The organism is Pseudomonas sp. CFSAN084952, from assembly GCF_009648855.1.
GTDB lineage: Bacteria > Pseudomonadota > Gammaproteobacteria > Pseudomonadales > Pseudomonadaceae > Aquipseudomonas > Aquipseudomonas paracarnis.
Genome location: NZ_CP045767.1, coordinates 4016847 through 4035422 on the forward strand (window position 1 = coordinate 4016847; position 18576 = coordinate 4035422).

At 60.5% G+C, this 18576-nt stretch carries 12 protein-coding genes; 1 reads left to right on the plus strand and 11 read right to left on the minus strand.

Annotated features, from left to right (window positions below; all coding sequences use genetic code 11):
* Positions 1–138 precede the first annotated feature (138 nt).
* The 4 genes from astD to GH769_RS18240 form a co-directional block, all read right to left on the minus strand.
* Positions 139–1608: a succinylglutamate-semialdehyde dehydrogenase gene (astD, locus tag GH769_RS18225; RefSeq protein ID WP_162236637.1), complete on the minus strand. Its 1470-nt coding sequence runs from the start codon at positions 1606–1608 to the stop codon at positions 139–141.
* Complete coding sequence (gene astA / locus GH769_RS18230; protein WP_003193612.1) at positions 1605–2630, minus strand: arginine N-succinyltransferase; 1026 nt, start codon at positions 2628–2630, stop codon at positions 1605–1607. The genes astD and astA overlap by 4 nt, the downstream gene beginning before the upstream one ends.
* Positions 2631–2681: 51 nt before the next feature.
* The gene (aruF, locus tag GH769_RS18235) at positions 2682–3701 is read right to left on the minus strand and encodes an arginine/ornithine succinyltransferase subunit alpha (protein ID WP_003175655.1); all 1020 of its coding nucleotides are present in this window, start codon (positions 3699–3701) and stop codon (positions 2682–2684) included.
* A gap of 212 nt (positions 3702–3913) precedes the next feature.
* On the minus strand, positions 3914–5134 hold the full coding sequence (locus GH769_RS18240) for an aspartate aminotransferase family protein (RefSeq protein WP_153649871.1): 1221 nt from the start codon (positions 5132–5134) through the stop codon (positions 3914–3916).
* A gap of 301 nt (positions 5135–5435) precedes the next feature.
* Here GH769_RS18240 and GH769_RS18245 point away from each other — a divergent pair, with 301 nt between their 5' ends.
* Positions 5436–10484 carry a dermonecrotic toxin domain-containing protein gene (locus GH769_RS18245; protein ID WP_032903462.1) on the plus strand — a complete coding sequence of 1683 codons (5049 nt, stop codon included), beginning with the start codon at positions 5436–5438 and terminating at the stop codon, positions 10482–10484.
* A 7-nt stretch (positions 10485–10491) separates the two neighbouring features.
* On the opposite strand, the gene GH769_RS18250 is transcribed toward GH769_RS18245, so the two are convergent.
* From GH769_RS18250 to acs, 7 genes are all read right to left on the minus strand, one after another.
* Positions 10492–11472 (minus strand): GlxA family transcriptional regulator, encoded by a 981-nt coding sequence (locus tag GH769_RS18250; RefSeq protein WP_032903461.1) that lies wholly within the window; start codon positions 11470–11472, stop codon positions 10492–10494.
* Between the two features lie 246 nt (positions 11473–11718).
* The gene (locus tag GH769_RS18255; RefSeq protein WP_014719598.1) at positions 11719–12483 is read right to left on the minus strand and encodes an ABC transporter ATP-binding protein; all 765 of its coding nucleotides are present in this window, start codon (positions 12481–12483) and stop codon (positions 11719–11721) included.
* A gap of 27 nt (positions 12484–12510) precedes the next feature.
* Complete coding sequence (locus tag GH769_RS18260) at positions 12511–13623, minus strand: succinylglutamate desuccinylase/aspartoacylase family protein (RefSeq protein ID WP_014719599.1); 1113 nt, start codon at positions 13621–13623, stop codon at positions 12511–12513.
* Between the two features lies 1 nt (position 13624).
* Positions 13625–14323, minus strand: a complete 699-nt coding sequence (locus GH769_RS18265; protein WP_003193625.1) for an ABC transporter permease — start codon at positions 14321–14323, stop codon at positions 13625–13627.
* Positions 14320–15009, minus strand: a complete 690-nt coding sequence (locus tag GH769_RS18270; protein ID WP_003193627.1) for an ABC transporter permease — start codon at positions 15007–15009, stop codon at positions 14320–14322. The genes GH769_RS18265 and GH769_RS18270 overlap by 4 nt, the downstream gene beginning before the upstream one ends.
* A 91-nt stretch (positions 15010–15100) precedes the next feature.
* Complete coding sequence (locus GH769_RS18275; RefSeq protein ID WP_020302951.1) at positions 15101–15886, minus strand: ABC transporter substrate-binding protein; 786 nt, start codon at positions 15884–15886, stop codon at positions 15101–15103.
* Positions 15887–16582: 696 nt separating this feature from the next.
* Positions 16583–18538 carry an acetate--CoA ligase gene (gene acs / locus GH769_RS18280; RefSeq protein WP_005790645.1) on the minus strand — a complete coding sequence of 652 codons (1956 nt, stop codon included), beginning with the start codon at positions 18536–18538 and terminating at the stop codon, positions 16583–16585.
* Between the last annotated feature and the right edge of the window lie 38 nt (positions 18539–18576).

Consider the following 18576-nt stretch of genomic DNA (forward strand, 5'->3'; position numbering starts at 1 on the left):
ATCTGTTAACCCGACCCAGTGTGGGAGCTGGCTTGCCTGCGATGCAGTCGACTCGGTCTTTCAGCCAAACCGAGGTGATGCCATCGCAGCGATGCGGCGATCCGACAAGCCAGCTCCCACATTAGATCGGTGTCACCCTTACTTCAGCGTTATGCCGGGGGTCAGCGTGGCTGGCACGACCAAGCTCGGCGTCTCCAGCGACGCCACCGGGTACGCGCAATAATCCGCCGCGTAATAGGCACTGGCGCGATGATTGCCCGACGCCCCGACACCACCGAACGGTGCAGTACTGGCGGCGCCGGTCAACTGCTTGTTCCAGTTGACGATGCCGGCGCGGCTTTCCAGCCAGAATTGCTGGTAACGCGCTTCGGAGTCCGACAACAGGCCAGCGGCCAGGCCGTACTGGGTGTTGTTGGCCTCCGCGATGGCACCGGCAAAATCCGCATAGCGGATCACCTGCAGCAGCGGCCCAAACAGCTCTTCATCTTCACGCTCCGTCACACCGGTTACGTCGATGATGCCAGGGGTCAACAAAGCGGCCTGAGCCTGAGGCTGAGTCATCTCCAGCAGTGCCACGGCGCCATTGGCCAACATCAGTTCCTGGGCTTGCATCAAGGTTTTGGCCGCAGCCAGGGAGATCACCGAACCCATGAACGGCGCCGGTTGCTGATCGAAAGCGCCCACTTCAATGCTCGCACTCACCGCCACCAGGCGCGCCAGCAAGGCATCGCCCCAGGCACCTTGCGGCACCAGCAAGCGGCGCGCGCAGGTGCAACGCTGGCCTGCCGAGATAAACGCCGACTGGATGATGGTGTACACCGCCGCATCCACGTCCGCGACTTCGTCCACGACCAGCGGGTTATTACCGCCCATTTCCAGGGCCAGGATCTTGTCGGGGCGCCCTGAGAATTGCTGGTGCAAGTGGTTGCCGGTGCGGCTGGAGCCGGTAAAGAACAGGCCGTCGATGCCTGGGTTGGCCGCCAGGGCGATGCCGGTTTCCCGCGCGCCTTGCAGCAGGTTCAGCACGCCCGCCGGCAAACCGGCTTCGATCCAGCACTGTACGGTCAGCTCGGCGACCTTGGGGGTCAGCTCGCTCGGCTTGAACAGCACGGTATTGCCCGCCAGCAACGCCGGGACGATGTGCCCATTGGGCAAGTGCCCAGGGAAGTTGTAAGGGCCGAACACCGCCACCACACCGTGGGGTTTATGGCGCAACACAGCGGTGGCGTCGCCCAGGGGGCCGCTCTTCTCGCCGGTACGCTCGCGGTAGCTTTGCACCGAGATCGCAATCTTGTTGGCCATGCTGGTGACTTCAGTGGCCGACTCCCACAGGGGCTTTCCGGTTTCTTCGCCAATGCAGCGGGCGATTTCATCGGCACGGCTTTTAAGCGTAGCGGCGAAGGTTTCCAGCACGCTGATGCGTTCTTCGAGCGGGCGCCTGGCCCATGCCGGGAATGCCTGACGCGCAGCCTGCACGGCGGATTCGACCTGTTCAGCGCTGGCACCGTTACCAGCCCACAGCACTTGCTGGGTCACCGGGTTGCGCGATTCAAACAACTCACCCTGGCCAGCCAGCCAGCTACCTGCGATATACAACGAATTCATTATTTGGACTCCCGAGCAGCAGACAACGCAACAGCACGTACTTGATCACCCACCACCAGCTGCAGGCGCTTGGCGGTCTGTGGATCGACCACAAGGGTACCTGCCGCCAGACGGGCCGGAGCGGCGGTGATACGGCATTCTTCGCGCTTGCGGTTATGGATCAGGAACGGCGTGGCGTCGTCCCCCGGCGTGCCGATGGCCAACACCAGTGACTGGCTGTCGCGCACCGCACGGATCTTGCTGGTTTCACATTCCACCGCCGGGCCGGCGTCGAAAATATCCACATAGCCCTGGTAGCTGAAGCCTTCGCTCTTGAGCATGCTCAGGGCCGGCTCGGTGTCCGGGTGGACCTTGCCGATCACATTGCGCGCGTCTTCGGAGAGAAAGCAGCTGTACAGCGGAAACTTGGGCATCAGCTCGGCGATAAACGCCTTGTTGCCCACGCCGGTGAGGTAGTCGGCCTGGCTGAACTCCATCTTGAAGAAGTGCCGGCCCAGACTTTCCCAGAACGGCGAACGCCCAGCATCGTTGGACACACCGCGCATCTCGGCAATGATCTTGTTGCCGAACAGTTGCGGGAACTCGGCGATAAACAACATGCGCGCCTTGGCGAGCATGCGACCGTTGAGGCCGTTGCGGTAATCGGCATGCAAAAACAACGAGCACAATTCGGAATTACCGGTGAGGTCGTTGGCCAGGAACAGCGTCGGTATCTCACGGTAGATATTCAGTTCCTGGGAAGCGCTGACAGTCAGCCCAACCCGGAAGTTGTACCACGGCTCGCGCAGGCCAACGGCGCCAGCGATGGCAGAGATTCCCACCACGCGGCCTTCGTCGTTTTCCAGCACGAACAGGTAGTCGGCATCGCCGCGCCCGGCTTCGCCGCGAAAGGTTTTTTCCGCCCAGCCCACCCGGTGGGTCAGGCGCTCTTCGTTGGCCGGCAAGGTGGTGAGACCGGTGCCAGTGCTGCGCGCCAGATCAATCAGGGCCGGTAAATCGCTGCTGCGTACGGGACGAACGATCATGCTATCTCCTCGAACGGGCCGCTGTTGTCAGCCACCCGCGAAACTCTCTTTTTAAACCGCAACCAGGCGCACACTGGCGCCTTCACCAACACCCAGCGCTTCGGCTGCCGCCAGGTCCAGGGTCACCGGTTTGCCGGGCGCGTAGTCCAGCTCCAGCATCACCGCACGGTAATCCTGCAACTGCGCGTTGCTCACCAAGTACTGGCGGCCAACGCCCTTGACCATCTCGCCGATCTTCACCGGCACCACGCGGCTCTGGGCGATTGAGCGAATGCCCGAGACCCGGGCGTGCAGCGTCGGGCCACCGTCGAAGATGTCGATGTAATGGTCAGTTTCGAAGCCTTCACGCATGAGGATGTCGAAGGTGATTTGCGCACGCGGGTGCACCTGGCCCATGGCCTCTTGGGCTTCGTCCGGCAGCAGCGGCACGTAGATCGGGTAGTGCGGCATCAACTCGGCGAGGAAGGTACGGCTTTTCAGCCCGCACAGGCGCTCGGCGGCGGCGTAGTTGAGGTCGAAGAAGTTGCGGCCAATGGCATCCCAGAACGGTGAATCGCCGTTCTCGTCGCTGTAGCCGACAATCTCGGTCACCACCGAGTCGGCAAAGCGCTCAGGATGGCTGGCGACAAACAGCAGTCGGCCACGGGAATTGAGTTCCGACCACGGCGAACCGACCAGCTCAGGCACCACATAAAAGCTGGTGAGCAGGCTGTTGCCGGTAAGGTCGTGGCACTGGGAAAGCACGTGGATCTTGTTGTGGATCTTCAGCTCGCGGGAGGCGTGCACGAAGGTTTCGTTACGAAAGCTATAGAACGGCTCGGAGTAACCGGCCGAGGCTACGATAGCCGAGCAGCCGGCGAGCTTGCCGGTCTCGGTGTCTTCCAGCACGAAGAAATAGCTCTCTTCACCGTTGAAACTCACCTCGGCCGCGAAGGACGCTTCGCTGGCCGCGATCTTGTCGCTCAGGCGTTCCACATCATCCGGCAAGGAGGTGACACCAATCGGGCTGTCCGCAGCCAGACGCTGTACCTCGCCCAGATCAGCCATTTGCGCGGGGCGCATCACCAGCATGGTGTCACTCCTTAACTCGAAAACTCACAGAGGAAAAAATGCCGGACACAGGCCCCGGATACACATCGGTCTCAATGTGTAAGCAGATCCATGTGGGAGCTGGCTTGCCGGCGATACAGGCAACTCGGTATATCAACGGCACCGAGGTGATGCTATCGCAGGCAAGCCAGCTCCCACATTTGTTCAGGTCCGGCCAATAAAATGTGTCGCTATCAGGCTTGCGTCAACGTCTTCACAGCACGCTCAAAACGATCCAGGCCTTCATTGATGTCCGCCTCTTCCACCACCAGGCTCGGTGCAAAACGCACCACGTCAGGGCCGGCTTGCAGGATCATCAAGTTCTCTTTTTCGGCCGCGTTGAACACGTCCTTGGCCTTGCCTTTGAAGGCATCGCTGAGTACGCAACCGATCAACAAGCCCATGCCACGCACTTGGGTGAAGATGCCGTACTGCTTGCCGATCTGCTCCAGGCGCGCCTTGAACAGGTCGTGCTTGGCATTCACACCCGCCAGCACTTCTGGGGTGTTGATCACGTCGATCACCGCTTCCGCTACCGCGCACGCCAGCGGGTTGCCGCCGTAGGTGGTGCCGTGGGTGCCGACTACCAGGTGCTTGGACAAGTCTTCACGGGTGAGCATCGCCGCAATCGGGAAGCCGCCGCCCAGGCTCTTGGCGCTGGTGAGGATATCTGGCGTCACGCCGTAATGCTGGTAGGCAAACAGGTGGCCGGTGCGGCCCATGCCGGTTTGCACTTCGTCGAATACCAACAGTGCGTCGTGGGCGTCGCACAGCTCGCGAGCGCCTTGCAGGTAAGCCAGTTCGGCCGGCAGTACACCGCCTTCGCCCTGGATCGGTTCCAGAACCACGGCGCAGGTCTTATCGGTTACTGCCGCTTTCAGCGCAGCCAGGTCGTTATAAGGAACGTGGGTGATGCCGGTGATTTTAGGCCCGAAACCATCGGAGTACTTCGACTGGCCACCGACGTTGACGGTGAACAGGGTACGGCCGTGGAAGCTGTTCAACGCGGCGATGATCTCGTACTTCTCGCTGCCAAAACGGTCGAACGCCACGCGACGGGCCAGCTTGAAGGCGGCCTCGTTGGCTTCGGCGCCGGAGTTGCAGAAGAACACGCGCTCGGCAAAGGTGGCGTCGATCAGCTTGTGGGCCAGACGCAACGCCGGCTCGTTGGTGAACACGTTGGAGACATGCCACAGCATGTTGGCCTGTTCGGTCAGTGCACCGACCAGCGCCGGGTGCGCATGGCCCAATACGTTGACCGCGATGCCGCCGGCAAAGTCGATCAGCTCGCGACCGGCCTGGTCCCACACGCGCGAACCTGCGCCACGTACAGGGATAAAGGCAGCAGGTGCGTAGTTGGGCACCATCACTTGGTCGAAATCGGCACGTTGCACCGGGGCTTGCTCAACGGACATCGGAGTCTCCTGAAGAGGAACGCCTGCCTGGAACTGGCGGGCGATGCAGGGATTGTAAGGACAGTTTTCAGCGCCACCTTGTCGCCAAGCGACAACTTCTTATAGCGCCAACCCCGGTTTTACGCGGGTTTACGGCAATGCGACATATTGCATCGCAATGGCGCAGTGTAAACGCTGCGTTCAGTGAGAGGCAGAGGCACGGCCCGCTGATTTTCGCCTAATGCCTTAACTATCTGCTGCCCGTGAACCCATCAGGCTTGCTGTGATGACAGTGACTCACTCCCACTGAAGGATCAGCCTCGTGCCCACGCCCTACCCCACGACCATCAGCCAGCGCCTCGCAGTCGCCGCCACCCAAGTACCCCCCGGGTTTCACACACGCCTGCCGGCCTGGCTGGCAAGCGCCTCGGATGACAAGCGCCAAGCCTTGAAGAATGCGCCACTGGACATTGCCAACTGGCAGGCAGACGCCAGCCGCCAGCAGCACGCGCCGCTCAAACAGGCGGTGGAGCAGAGCTGGGCCGCGCAAAACAAAGTAGACACGGCCCTGGCCGACCTCAAGACACCGCAGGCCTTCGCCGCGCCGCTTTTGCAACAGGCGTTCAAGACAAGATGGGGCGTGGAGATTGATGTCCGCACCACCCATCTGCGCCTGTATGCGCCCCTGACGATCCCACTGTTTCCTATAGAAACTGGCGGCGTCAAAGTCTGGACCGTGTCGTTGGTGGACGCCGCGCTGCATAACTTCGACGCAGCAGAAAGCGAGAAAACTGCCTTCACCGCGGACTCCAGCTTCATTACCCAACCCACCACCACCGGGCAATTCGACACCCTGCCCTCAGTGAACAGCAAAGTCAGCATCCAGACCTTCGTCGGGCTGTGCCGTGAACTGGACATCGGTGCGCAATACCAGAACTACCTCAAGACATTTTTCGGCTTCAAAGATGCCAAACGCAAGGCTTCGCTGCGCAGCACTGTCATCGAGAGCCTCAAAGCCGATGCCCAAACTGCCGTACACCTGGCGCGCCTGAAAAAGGACGGCAGCGAGCGGGTGTTACGCACGCTCCAGGCTCAACTCAAAGGCATCAGCGGCCTGACACTCGACGGTAAGACGCTGCTCAGCCACGACCTGAGCCTGATGGACGCACCACTGGCCGGCATTGTGCTGTTCGCCGCAGACCTGGAACTGCACCACAGCGCAGTGCCCGTGGTGGCGTACATTCCCGGCGACCCACAGGCACCGCTCAAGTATTACCAAAATGGCATCGCATTCATTCAAGACCTGATCCGCAAATTGCGCGATGCCGATTACCAGGCATTCTTCAGCCGCTTTATAAGCCACGAGCACCGCGCCTACTTCTTTGCCAACCTGCATAACCGCTTGTCCCAGGTTACCTGGCATCACCCCGTCCCCGGCGATCCCAGGCCGACCTGGCGCGCCGAACCTGTGGCCAACCCCAACCTGCAGTTGCACGCGACGAAAATCACGGGCGAGCTGTACGAACACCTCTATGAAACCAAACTCAATAAGCTGCTCAATGACGCGCGAAGCATCGCCGTGTCCACCGCCGACGCCGACAGCAAGGCACGCTGGCAGCGCTGGGCCATCGTGCAGAAAATCGGTAAGGCCCTGCTCGAAATCGCCGCCTTCATCGCCACGCCGTTCATTCCCCCCCTGGGCTTACTGATGCTCGGCTACACCGCCTATCAACTGCTCGATGACGTATTCGAAGGCATCGTCGATTGGGCCGAGGGTCTCAAGCGCCAGGCGTTCGGGCACCTGATGTCGACCCTGGAGCAAATGGTGCAATTGGGTATGTTCGCGGTCGGCGCACCGATTGCCGAAGGGCTGCTACGCCAGGCACTGCCTCGGGAAGTCTGGGCGTTTTTCGAGCGCCTGCATCCGGTCAGCTCGGACGACGGCAAAACGCGCCTGTGGAACCCGGACCTGAGCCCCTACGCCCACGACCTCCAATTGCCCACCGCCTCGCGCCCCAAGGCCGATGGATTGCATGCCTACGGGGACAAGCAGATCCTGCCCCTTGAAGGGCAACACTTTGCCGTCAAGCAACAAGCGGGCAACGCCGTGCTGGCGCACCCAAGCCATGCGCATGCCTACCAACCGCCCGTTATCGGCAATGGCAAAGGCGCCTGGATAACCCCACTGGATCACCCGCTGACATGGCATCGCAGCACCTTGTTGCGCAGACTCGGCGAGCCCGCCAACGCTCTCAGCGAAACCGGCCTGGAACAGGCACAGCGCATCAGCAGCACCGACGATGGTGCCCTGCGCAAACTCTACATGGACCGCCAACCGCCACCGCCCTTGCTGGCCGACAGCCTCAAGCGCATCCATATCGACCAGCAACTGCAAGACTTCATCGACCAGATGAACAGCGACGACCCACTGGTTTACGCAAAAGCCGACACGCAAACCCAACTCTGGCTGCTTAGCCAGACCGGCCTGTGGCCGGAATCCAAGACCCTGCGCTTTCTGAATGCCAAAGGCGAAACCGTATGGGAACACCCAGGCAGGGAAAATGCGGCGGTAGCGCAAATTCATGAAGCGCAGATGAACAACGGCGACCTGCTCAAGACCCTGCTGGAAACCCTCGACGAGTCAGAGCGCAAGACTGTGCTGGAGGAAGACTTCGGTAGCCCGCCCCCCCAACTGCATGTGCGCGCCGCCAAGCTGCGCAAACAGCTGGCACGCAGAGCCGAGGATAAACGCGCTTCGATGTTCGACGCGCGCTATCGAGGCCTGGAGCTGACCACCGATGCGCGCGTGCAAAAGCTCATCGACAGCACACCGGGCCTGCCCGTCAGCGCGGCCGAGGAGGTCCTGCTCAGTGCCCACGGCCAGGACTTGCTCGACATCGACCAGGGCACGCTGCCTTCGCACCTGGTCGAACGCGCACGCTGGGCGGCCCATCAGGTCAGAATCAGCCGGGCCTATGAAGGCCTGTACATGGGTGCGCTGGAGAGCGGCGACACCCATCGACTCGCCCTGCACTCCCTGGAAAAATTGCCGGGCTGGTCGCCTCAGGTGCGTCTGGAAGTTCGCGACTTCAAGCGCGATGGTCACCTGCGCGACGCTATCGGCCCCGCCCAGGCGCCCATCCGACGCCTGCTGCTGCGCACCATCGAAGGCGATTACATTCCCGAAGACAGCAAGGGCACCCTGCTTGGTGAAACCGATTTCTACACCGCCGTGCTCCAGGCACTCCCCGATGCACAGCGCGACGCACTGGCTATGCAGATAGGCCAAGGCCCGCACTTGAGAGAAACCTTGCGCCAACACACATTGGCACATGACGAACTTGGCGCCCTGCTGGCCGAAGTTCCGCTGCTCAAACCGTCCTATGACCCGACATTGGTGCGCCTACCCGGCGGCATGGAGGGCTACGACGCCAGCCCGGTCACCGCTGGCAGCAGCGAAGGGGTCTCGCTGGAGAGTCAGTTGCATGCCCTGTACCCACAACTGAGCCCCAGCCAGGTGACGGCCGTACTCGCCGCCATGCAAAACGATCCCGGCACACCTTGGGGTACCCTTCAATTTCTGAAGAAAGAGTTCTCGCAACTGGAAACCAACCTGCGGACATGGCAGCAGAATGTGCCGCAGACCCTTGTCGGTACAGATTTACCGTTGAGCCGCTGGCGGATTGCTGCGGAACAGCAAAATCGCTTTCTCTGGTCACAAAAACTGATCGGCGCCTGGCGCCACAACACCCCCGTAGACCCTGCTTATGACAACGGTCACCTGCTGCAACTCAACCAGCCCATTTATGGGGAACTGCCCGCGCTCGATACCCGCCTTGGGCACATCACTACCCTGGAATTCCAGGGTTACTTGACCACCCGCGGCACGCCGGGCTTCCTGGCATCTTTCCCCGGATTGCGCCGACTGGCCATCAGCGACATGACCCTCAGAACACTGCCCGGCGAAATCAGTGCATTGACCCACCTTAACGCGCTGACACTGCGCGGCTGCGCACTCAACCTGACCACCCCAACCCGAGCAGCCCTGGCCAACCTGACCGAGCTGCATACCCTTGACCTGTCCCACAACCCGCTGGTGCTGGCGCCCAATTTCGAAAACATGGCCAACCTGCGAACACTCAACCTGAGCCACTGCGGTATTTCCATCTTTCCCACAGGCCTGCTCAATCGGCCTCGGCTGGCAAACGCCAATCTCAGCCACAATAACCTGCGCAGGCTGCCAGAAGCCCTGTATTCGTTGCCCGCCAGTGCTGCCAAGGCCTACGACCTTTCCGGCAACCCGCTGACGCGCGCAACCCTGGAACGGATAAAAACCTACTGCCAGAGCACCGGGGAACATTTTGGCGTCCAAGCCAATCCAGATGAGGTTCGCCTGGTCCAAGCGCTTTACCCGACCTACAACGTTCCCGAGGCCAATCAATTTATCTTCAGGCTACCGGGCGGGCTGGATGATTCGATGGCGAATCTCGTGCGCCTCAAGGCCGACTACGAACGCTTGCAAGCCGACCTGCAGGAATGGGTGGTGGATGTGCCTGAGAGCCACCCCGTCACGAACCTGCCCATGGATGAACAGATTCGCCCACAGCAACAACTCATTCGAGCGCAAATCCGCGCTCTGCTGGAGCAAGGCTGGCGGCGTGAAACCAGCCTGGACTTAAGCCATGACCCGCTGACGCAGTCCCATCAAATGACATTGACCTTGCCGCTGTGGGGAGACCTGCCAAGACTGAATGTGGATTTCAAGCATATTTCCAAGCTGGAGCTGAGGGCACAGGAAACCACCTCGATACCCGAAGGTTTTCTGGAACGTTTCCCCAATCTGGAAAGCCTGCTGATCCACCGCTATGCCCTGCAAGACATTCCCGCTGGCGTCTTCAAGCTGCCCAAGTTGACCACACTCAGCCTCACGCAATGCAATCTGCGACTGACCCCTGACAGCGTCGCCGCCTTGAGCGACCTGCACGACCTGGAGTACCTGGACCTGAGCGATAACCCGCTGGCGCTGACGCCCGACGTCAGCAAAATGTCCGGCCTGGAAACCCTGATGATGGAAAACACCAGGCTTACCGAGGTGCCTCACGGGGTGTTCAACCTGACGTCGCTCACCCAACTGAACCTGAGCGATAACCACATCACCGAGTTGCCCACGGACCTGCTTGAAGTAGACCCGGACTCAGCGGCAGGCTTTGACCTGAGCGACAACCCCTTCTCACCCGTAGCACTTGCCATTCTGCGTCGCTATTACAACCGCACGGCAGTGGATTTCGATGTAGCGCAAGCCCGACAACCCGCGCCAGACCGCTCCAGCTCACGCTCTGCGACGTCATCCGAAACAGAGGGAGAAGAATAGACGCAGCTCACCCGCGCTCGGAAGGCACCGACGACAACTCGAACGGGCTGCTGCTGCGACGCTGGTTGCGATCTTCGCGAGGAGTGGCGCCGAAGAAATTGCGGTAGGCGCTGGAAAAATGCGGCCCCGAAGAGAAGCCGCAGGACAGGCCGATCTGGATGATCGACTTGCTGGTTTGCATCAGCATCTGGCGCGCCTTGTTCAGGCGCAGCTCCAGGTAATACTGGCTGGGGACGCGGTTGAGGTATTGCTTGAAGATGCGTTCAAGTTGTCGTCGTGAAACACACACGTGCTGGGCGATTTCGTCGGTGGTCAGCGGCTCTTCGATATTGGCCTCCATCAGCAATACCGCCTGGGTCAGCTTAGGGTGGCTGGAGCCCAGGCGGTTTTGCAGCGGGATACGCTGGCGCTCGCCGCCTTCGCGGATGCGCTCCACCACCAGTTCTTCAGACACAGCACCGGCCAACTCGGCGCCATGGTCACGGGCCAATACCGCCAACAGCAGGTCAAGTACCGACATGCCGCCGCAAGCGGTCAGGCGATCACGGTCCCAGTCAAACAGGTGGCTGGTGGCGATGACCTTGGGGAAACGCTCGGCGAAATCGTCCTGCCAGCGCCAGTGCACGGCGGCGCGGTAGCCATCGAGCAGGCCCAGTTGGGCCAACGGGTACACCCCCGCTGACAAGCCGCCGATCACACACCCCGCCCGAACAAGCTGCTTGAGCGCGGAGCTCAGTGGCGAAGCGATGACCGTCGGCGGTTCGTCGGCCAACAGGAACAACTTCTGAAAACCCTCCAGCTTACCGGCCCACGGCTCGCCCGGCAGTTGCCAGGCACCTGCGACTGCGGGTTCGGCGAGCAGGAACGACAACTCGTAGATCACATCCGGATGCACCCGCTGGGCAACGCGCAAGGCCTCCTCAGCCAGCGCAAGCGTGAGGGCTTTTGTGCTGGGCCAAATCAGGAAACCAATTTTGTGGGCGGTCATGGAGTGCTATCCGGAGCGAAAACGGTGAAAGAAGCTGTGGGCCAATGCTAGCCCGTAATCAACTACAAATCCCAAAACAAACACAGATCAACAGTGGGAGCTGGCTTGCCTGCGATGGCGGTGGGTCAGTTAACACATCATTGGCTGATACATCGCTATCGCAGGCAAGCCAGCTCCCACAGGGGATCGGGGCTTACCTCAAGACTGCGGAGCATGCACTATCCCGGTGCACAAAAGCAGTCTTGATTATTTCAAACTGCCAGAGAGGAACTGCTGCAACCGTTCCGACTGCGGGTTCACCAGCACTTCCCGCGGGTTGCCACGCTCTTCAACGATGCCTTTGTGCAAAAACACCAATTGGTTCGACACTTCGCGGGCAAAGCCCATTTCGTGGGTCACGACCACCATGGTGCGGCCTTCCTGGGCCAGGTCCTGCATCACCTTGAGTACTTCGCCTACCAGCTCCGGATCCAGCGCAGAAGTAGGTTCGTCGAACAGCATCACCTCAGGCTCCATCGCCAGTGCACGGGCAATCGCTACGCGCTGCTGCTCGCCACCGGACATGTGGCCGGGGAACGCATCCTTACGATGGCCCACGCCGACTTTGGCCAGGTAATGCTCGGCCTTCTCGCGGGCTTCTTTCTTGGATATGCCCAACACGTGCACCGGGGCTTCCATCACGTTTTCAATCGCGGTCATGTGCGACCACAGGTTGAAATGCTGGAACACCATGGACAGGCGCGAACGCATGCGCTGCAACTGCTTGGGGTCGGCAGCCTTCATGGCGCCGTCCTTGTTGGCCACCAGTTTCAGCTCTTCGTTATTGAGCAAAATCTTGCCGGCGTGGGGCTGCTCCAGCAGGTTGATGCAGCGCAAAAAGGTACTTTTGCCCGAACCGCTGGAACCGATGATGCTGATCACATCACCGGCGGCGGCGGCCAGGGACACACCTTTGAGCACTTCATGACTGCCATAGCGTTTATGCAGGTCTTGGACTTCAAGCTTGTACATGCGGTCGGTTCTCACAAAAACAGGTGGTCAGTCGTTGAGCAAGCGCCCGTGACGCAGCGCTTCGCGCCCCGCCACCTTGGCCAGCCAGAAACCCGCTTGGGCATAACGTAGCCGTTCAACGGCAAACAACACCCCCGAGGTGCCCGCGCAAATAGTGCTTACGCGGTCAGTCAGGGGGTCAATCACTTCAAAAATCTCGTCGCCGGTTTCTACCCAGTCGCCCGCTTTACGCAGGTAACTGATCACCCCGGCATGGGGCGCGAACAGCAGTTCGGTGCCCTCGAAAGGCACACCTTCGCAAGGTTCGTGTTGCGGCGCGGGCCACTCGCCCTTGATCAAGCCTTGTTCGGCGAGGAACGCAAGGATGCCTTCGGCGTGGAAGATGGCTTCATCACGGCCGGTGTCGGCCTGGCCGCCCAATTCCAACGTCGTCGCCAGACAGGCCAGCGGAATTTGCGCCTCGGGGAACAGGCGCGACAAACGCAGCCACGGCAACGAGCACGCCTCGTCAAACGAACTGCCGCCGGAATCCTCCGCCAGCAGGCCGACCTTCACATTCAAATGTGCCGACAACGAACGCCACTGCGGCCAGTGCTGGGGCAGCGCGTACATATGCAGCGCTGCCTCAGCATCGCAATGCAGGTCCAGCACCACATCGGCGGTGCAGGCATGGCTCAGCAGGATACGCTGCATGCCTTGCAACTGGCTGCTCGGCTCGGGCAAGGCGGTGAGTGTATCGCTCATGGCCTGGCGAATCAGGCGCACATTGGCGTGCGGGTCGTCCCCCAGCTTGCCTTGCAGCAACTCGGCCACCGGCTCGCTCAGTTCGACGAAATCGCGGTTGAAATTCTTGCCGCTGCCGACTTCGAAACGCCCTTGGTGGCTGCCCTGCAACAACTGGCCGAGCCCCATCGGGTTGGCGACCGGCACCAACTCGATCACGCCGTTGAGGGCGCCCTGCTGTTCCAGCGTGGTGAGGCGTTTTTTCAGCTCCCACGCGGCACGCATACCCGGCAATTCATCGGCGTGCAGGCTGGCCTGGATATAGGCCTTGCGCTCGCCACTGCCGAAACGAAACACGCTCAGTTGGCGTTCGCAGCCCAAATGCCCCCAGGGCAGCAGATGATCGATACGTTCCATATCAGTGCTTCCGTGGAGCCAGGTAGCTCAGCCAGCGGCGCTCGGCCAACTTGAACAGGCGCACCAGGATGAAGGTCAGGCACAGGTAGAACACGCCGGCGGTGATATAGGCTTCGAACGGCAGGTAATACTGGGCGTTCACCGTGCGCGCGGCACCGGTGATGTCGATCAGCGTGACGATGGAGGCCAGACTGGTGGTCTGCAGCATCATGATCACTTCGTTGCTGTACTGCGGCAGCGCACGGCGCAGGGCCGACGGCAACAGGATGCGGCGGTACAGTTTGTAGCGCGACATGCCCATGGCCTTGGCCGCCTCGATTTCACCGTTAGGCGTGGCCTTGAGGCTGCCGGCGATGATCTCGGCGGTATAGGCGCTGGTGTTGATGGCAAACGCCAGGCACGCACAGAACGTGGCACTGGACAGCAGCGGCCACAGGAAGCTTTCGCGCACCACCTCGAACTGCGCCAGGCCGTAGTAGATCAAAAACAGCTGCACCAGCATCGGCGTGCCGCGGATCACGTAGGTATAAAGCCAGGCCACGCCATTGACGATCGGCTGCTTGGACACGCGCATCAAGCCCAGGGGCAAGGCTGCGAGCAGGCCGAAGAACAGCGAGATAGCGAGCAGTTTCAGGGTGGTCAGCAAGCCGCCAAGGTACAGCGGCATGGCCTCCCAGATGACGTTGTAGTCGAAGATCATAGATCAGCCGCCCTTACGCCTACCGAGTAGCGCTTCTCAAGGTAACGCAAGGCCAGCAACGACACGCTGGTGATCACCAGGTACATCGCCGCCACTGCGAGGAAGAAGGTAAAAGGCTCGCGGGTGGCGTCTGCCGCCTGCTTGGCCTTGAACATCATGTCTTGCAGACCCACCACCGAAATCAGCGCGGTGGCCTTGGTCAATACCAGCCAGTTGTTGGTAAACCCGGGGATCGCCAGCCGAATCATCTGCGGCACCATCACCCGGAAAAACACCTGGAAGCTGCTCATGCCATACGCCAGGCCGGCTTCAGCCTGCCCCTTGGGAATGGCCATGAAGGCGCCACGGAAAGTTTCCGACAGGTAAGCGCCAAAGATGAAACCCAGGGTGCCGATACCGGCGGCCAGGGGGTTCAAGTCGATATAGTCGTCAAAGCCCAGCAACGGCGCGACGCGGTTGAGCAAGTCCTGACCGCCGTAGAAAATCAGCAGGATCAGCACCAGGTCGGGGATCCCGCGGATCACCGTGGAGTACAGGTCGCCCAGCCAAGCCAGCCAGCGTACCGGCGACAGGCGTAGCGCGACCCCGATCAGACCCAGAACAATGGCCAAGGCCATGGACGACAAGGCGAGCTGAAGCGTCAACCATGCGCCATCGAGGATGACGGCCCCGTAGCCTTTCAACATGATTCAGGTCCTCGAAAAGGGGGATGAAAAAATGGCGCAAACTTCAGGATGACTGTTGCTTGCGCCATTTCGGACAGACAGCTGCGATGAGTTACTTGGCGTCAGCGCCGTAAATATCGAAGTCGAAGTACTTGTCCTGGATTTTCTTGTATTCGCCGTTGGCACGGATTGCAGCGATGGCCGCATTGATGCGCTCAAGGTTTTCCTTGTCGCCTTTGCGTACCGCGATGCCTACGCCGTCGCCGAAGTATTTGACGTCGGTAAACGCCGGACCGGTGAACGCGTAGCCTTTGCCGGCGTCGGTTTTCAGGAAACCGTCTTGCAGCAGGGTGGCGTCAGCCACGGTACCATCGAGGCGGCCGGCAGCCACGTCCAGGTAGATTTCGTTCTGGGTGCTGTAGCCCTTGATGTCGGCACCCTTTGGCGCCAGGACTTCACGGGCGAAACGGTCGTGGATCGAACCGCGCTGCACACCGATCTTCTTGCCCTTGAGTTCATCCAGGCTGTCGCTGACGGTGGTGCCTTCCTTCATCACCAGACGAGCTGGGGTCAGGTAGTAGCGGGTGGTGAAGTCCACGGATTTCTTGCGGTCGTCAGTAATAGACATGGACGACAGGATCGCGTCGATCTTGCGCACTTTGAGTGCCGGGATCAGACCATCGAATTCCTGCTCGACCCAGGTGCACTTGACGTCCATCTGCTTGCACAGCGCATTGCCGATGTCGTAGTCAAAACCGACGATGCTGCCATCCGGCGCCTTCGAGGCAAACGGAGGGTAAGCCGCTTCGATACCAATTTTCAGCGGCTTGCCTTCGGCGAAAGCCTGCATGGACAGCACGGACAGCGCCAGGGCGCCCAACAGCACGAGTTTCTTCATCTTGGGACTCCATCGGTATAGGGCAAAAACAGCAGTATGAGCCATGGCCCACGATGCGGCGAAGGTGTAACCGAATAGCGGTGCTGCGTCCTGCGCGGGCGACACCTGCGACGACGAGCGAGTGATCGGCATTCTAACGACAGGCCGGAGGCCGATATTTCCTCAATGCGACAACAATTTACAGAAGCACTGAGAAAGCGGTTCCAGCTCATTGACAGCCTCTGAATTTTATGCAGAGACAAAAGATATTAAACCTGATGATGCTGCAAATTGCGGGCCTATTATTCGCAAACCCTTCTAGCACGGCAAGTCTGGCGTTTAATCTTATTTGTGGGGATGTCTAGAACGCGGTTTTTCGGGGCGTAGGCGTGGTCCATCGCCCCAGGTTTGTGCGGGCGGTTACACATTTGAGCGAGGCGGTAACATTCAGAAACGTCCTACGGGGAAAACCGATATTTATTGGTTTGGTGGCTATGCAGGTCTGTCAGACCGCCATCCATACCCCCTTATGAAATGCAATCTGAACTGTGGGAGCTGGCTTGCCTGCGATAGGGATGCCTCAGCCAACCAACCTTTGCCTGACATACCCCTATCGCAGGCAAGCCAGCTCCCACACTAAATCTGGGCGGTCTTGAGGCCGTACAAAAAAGCCCCACCCGGCTTGCACCGAATGGGGCTTTGTCCCACCTACTCCGCTTACGCGACGTTCATGGTTTTGTGCGTTTCAATCAAATGCGCCACCACGCTTGGATCTGCCAAGGTAGAGATATCCCCCAACCCATCGTATTCAGCCGTGGCGATCTTGCGCAAAATGCGCCGCATGATTTTCCCCGAGCGCGTTTTTGGCAACCCAGGCGCCCACTGGATCACATCCGGCGAGGCAATCGGCCCGATTTCCTTGCGCACCCAGTTCTTCAGTTCCAGGCGCAGTGCTTCGTTAGGCTCTTCACCATTCTTCAAGGTGACATACACATAAATGCCCTGCCCCTTGATGTCATGCGGCACACCCACCACCGCCGCCTCGGCGACTTTGGGGTGCGCAACCATGGCGCTTTCAATCTCGGCAGTGCCCATGCGGTGGCCGGACACGTTCAACACGTCATCCACACGGCCCGTGATCCACCAGTAACCGTCCTCATCGCGACGCGCGCCGTCACCGGTGAAGTACATGCCGCGGAAGGTCTTGAAGTAGGTGTCGACAAAACGGTCATGGTCGCCGTACAGGGTACGCGCCTGGCCTGGCCAGGAATCGAGAATCACCAGGTTGCCTTCGGCGGCGCCTTCGATGATGTTGCCCAGGTTGTCCACCAGCGCCGGCACCACCCCGAAGAACGGCCGTGCCGCCGAACCCGGCTTCAACGCATGGGCGCCTGGCAGTGGGCTCATCAGCGTGGCGCCGGTTTCGGTTTGCCACCAGGTGTCGACGATCGGGCAACGGGATTGGCCGACGTTCTTGTAGTACCAGTCCCAGGCTTCCGGGTTGATCGGCTCGCCCACCGAACCCAGCAGGCGCAGGCTACTGCCGTCGGCGCCTTCGCAGGCTGCGGTGCCGGAAGCCATCATCGCGCGGATCGCGGTCGGTGCGGTGTAGAGGATGTTGACCTTGTGCTTGTCGACAATCTTCGCCACGCGGGTGATGTCCGGGTAGTTCGGCACGCCTTCGAACAGCAGCGTGGTCGCGCCATTGGCCAGCGGGCCGTAGACGATGTAGGTGTGGCCGGTGACCCAGCCCACGTCGGCAGTGCACCAGTAGATTTCGCCCGGGCGATAGTCGAATACACGCTCGTGGGTCAGGGCCGCATAGAGCAGGTAGCCGCCGGTGGTGTGCTGCACGCCTTTAGGCTTGCCGGTAGAGCCAGAGGTATAGAGGATAAACAGCGCTTCTTCGGCGCCCATTTCTTTTGGCGCGCAGACGGTGCCCGCCACTTTCATCAGGTCTTCGTACCAGATGTCGCGATGCTGGTTCCACTTGATCGCGCCATTGGTGCGCTTGCACACGATCACCTTCTGGATGCTGCTGGTTTCCGGGTTGGTCAGCGCGTCGTCAACGTTAGCCTTCAGCGGAATCTTCTTACCAGCGCGGATGCCTTCGTCAGCGGTAATCACCACTTTCGACTTACAGTCGATGATGCGACCGGCCAGGGCTTCCGGGGAAAAACCGCCAAACACCACCGAATGGATCGCGCCGATGCGGGTACAGGCCAGCATGGCGACCACGGCTTCGGGAATCATCGGCATATAGATAGTCACCACATCGCCGCGGTGCACATCCTGGCCGCGCAAGGCGTTGGCGAACTTGCAGACTTCCTCATGCAACTCGCGGTAGGTGATGTTGCGGCTCTCGGCAGGGTCGTCGCCCTCCCAGATGATTGCGATCTGGTCGCCACGCTCGGCGAGGTGACGGTCCAGGCAATTGTAGGAAACGTTCAGGGTGCCATCGGCGAACCATTTGATGTCGACATGGTGGTCGTCGAAAGAGGTCTGCTTCACCGCGGTGAAAGGCTTGACCCAGTCAAGGCGCTTGGCTTGCTCGCGCCAGAAGCCATCGGGGTTGACCACCGACTGCTGGTACATGGCCTTGTAGGTCGCCTCGTCGGTCAGCGTGTTGGCTGCTACTTCGGGGCGAACGGGGTACAGGGAAGCCGCACTCATCTTTCTTACCTCGGTGACAATAGTTGTTGTTGTATGGC

What these genes read in the sequence shown, in the direction of transcription:
- GH769_RS18275 (WP_020302951.1), bottom strand. Translation starts at nt 15,886, where the DNA reads ATGAAGAAACTCGTGCTGTTGGGCGCCCTGGCGCTGTCCGTGCTGTCC.
- GH769_RS18260 (WP_014719599.1), bottom strand. Translation starts at nt 13,623, where the DNA reads ATGGAACGTATCGATCATCTGCTGCCCTGGGGGCATTTGGGCTGCGAA.
- GH769_RS18265 (WP_003193625.1), bottom strand. Translation starts at nt 14,323, where the DNA reads ATGATCTTCGACTACAACGTCATCTGGGAGGCCATGCCGCTGTACCTT.
- astA (WP_003193612.1), bottom strand. Translation starts at nt 2,630, where the DNA reads ATGATCGTTCGTCCCGTACGCAGCAGCGATTTACCGGCCCTGATTGAT.
- GH769_RS18250 (WP_032903461.1), bottom strand. Translation starts at nt 11,472, where the DNA reads ATGACCGCCCACAAAATTGGTTTCCTGATTTGGCCCAGCACAAAAGCC.
- GH769_RS18240 (WP_153649871.1), bottom strand. Translation starts at nt 5,134, where the DNA reads ATGTCCGTTGAGCAAGCCCCGGTGCAACGTGCCGATTTCGACCAAGTG.
- acs (WP_005790645.1), bottom strand. Translation starts at nt 18,538, where the DNA reads ATGAGTGCGGCTTCCCTGTACCCCGTTCGCCCCGAAGTAGCAGCCAAC.
- aruF (WP_003175655.1), bottom strand. Translation starts at nt 3,701, where the DNA reads ATGCTGGTGATGCGCCCCGCGCAAATGGCTGATCTGGGCGAGGTACAG.
- GH769_RS18255 (WP_014719598.1), bottom strand. Translation starts at nt 12,483, where the DNA reads ATGTACAAGCTTGAAGTCCAAGACCTGCATAAACGCTATGGCAGTCAT.
- GH769_RS18270 (WP_003193627.1), bottom strand. Translation starts at nt 15,009, where the DNA reads ATGTTGAAAGGCTACGGGGCCGTCATCCTCGATGGCGCATGGTTGACG.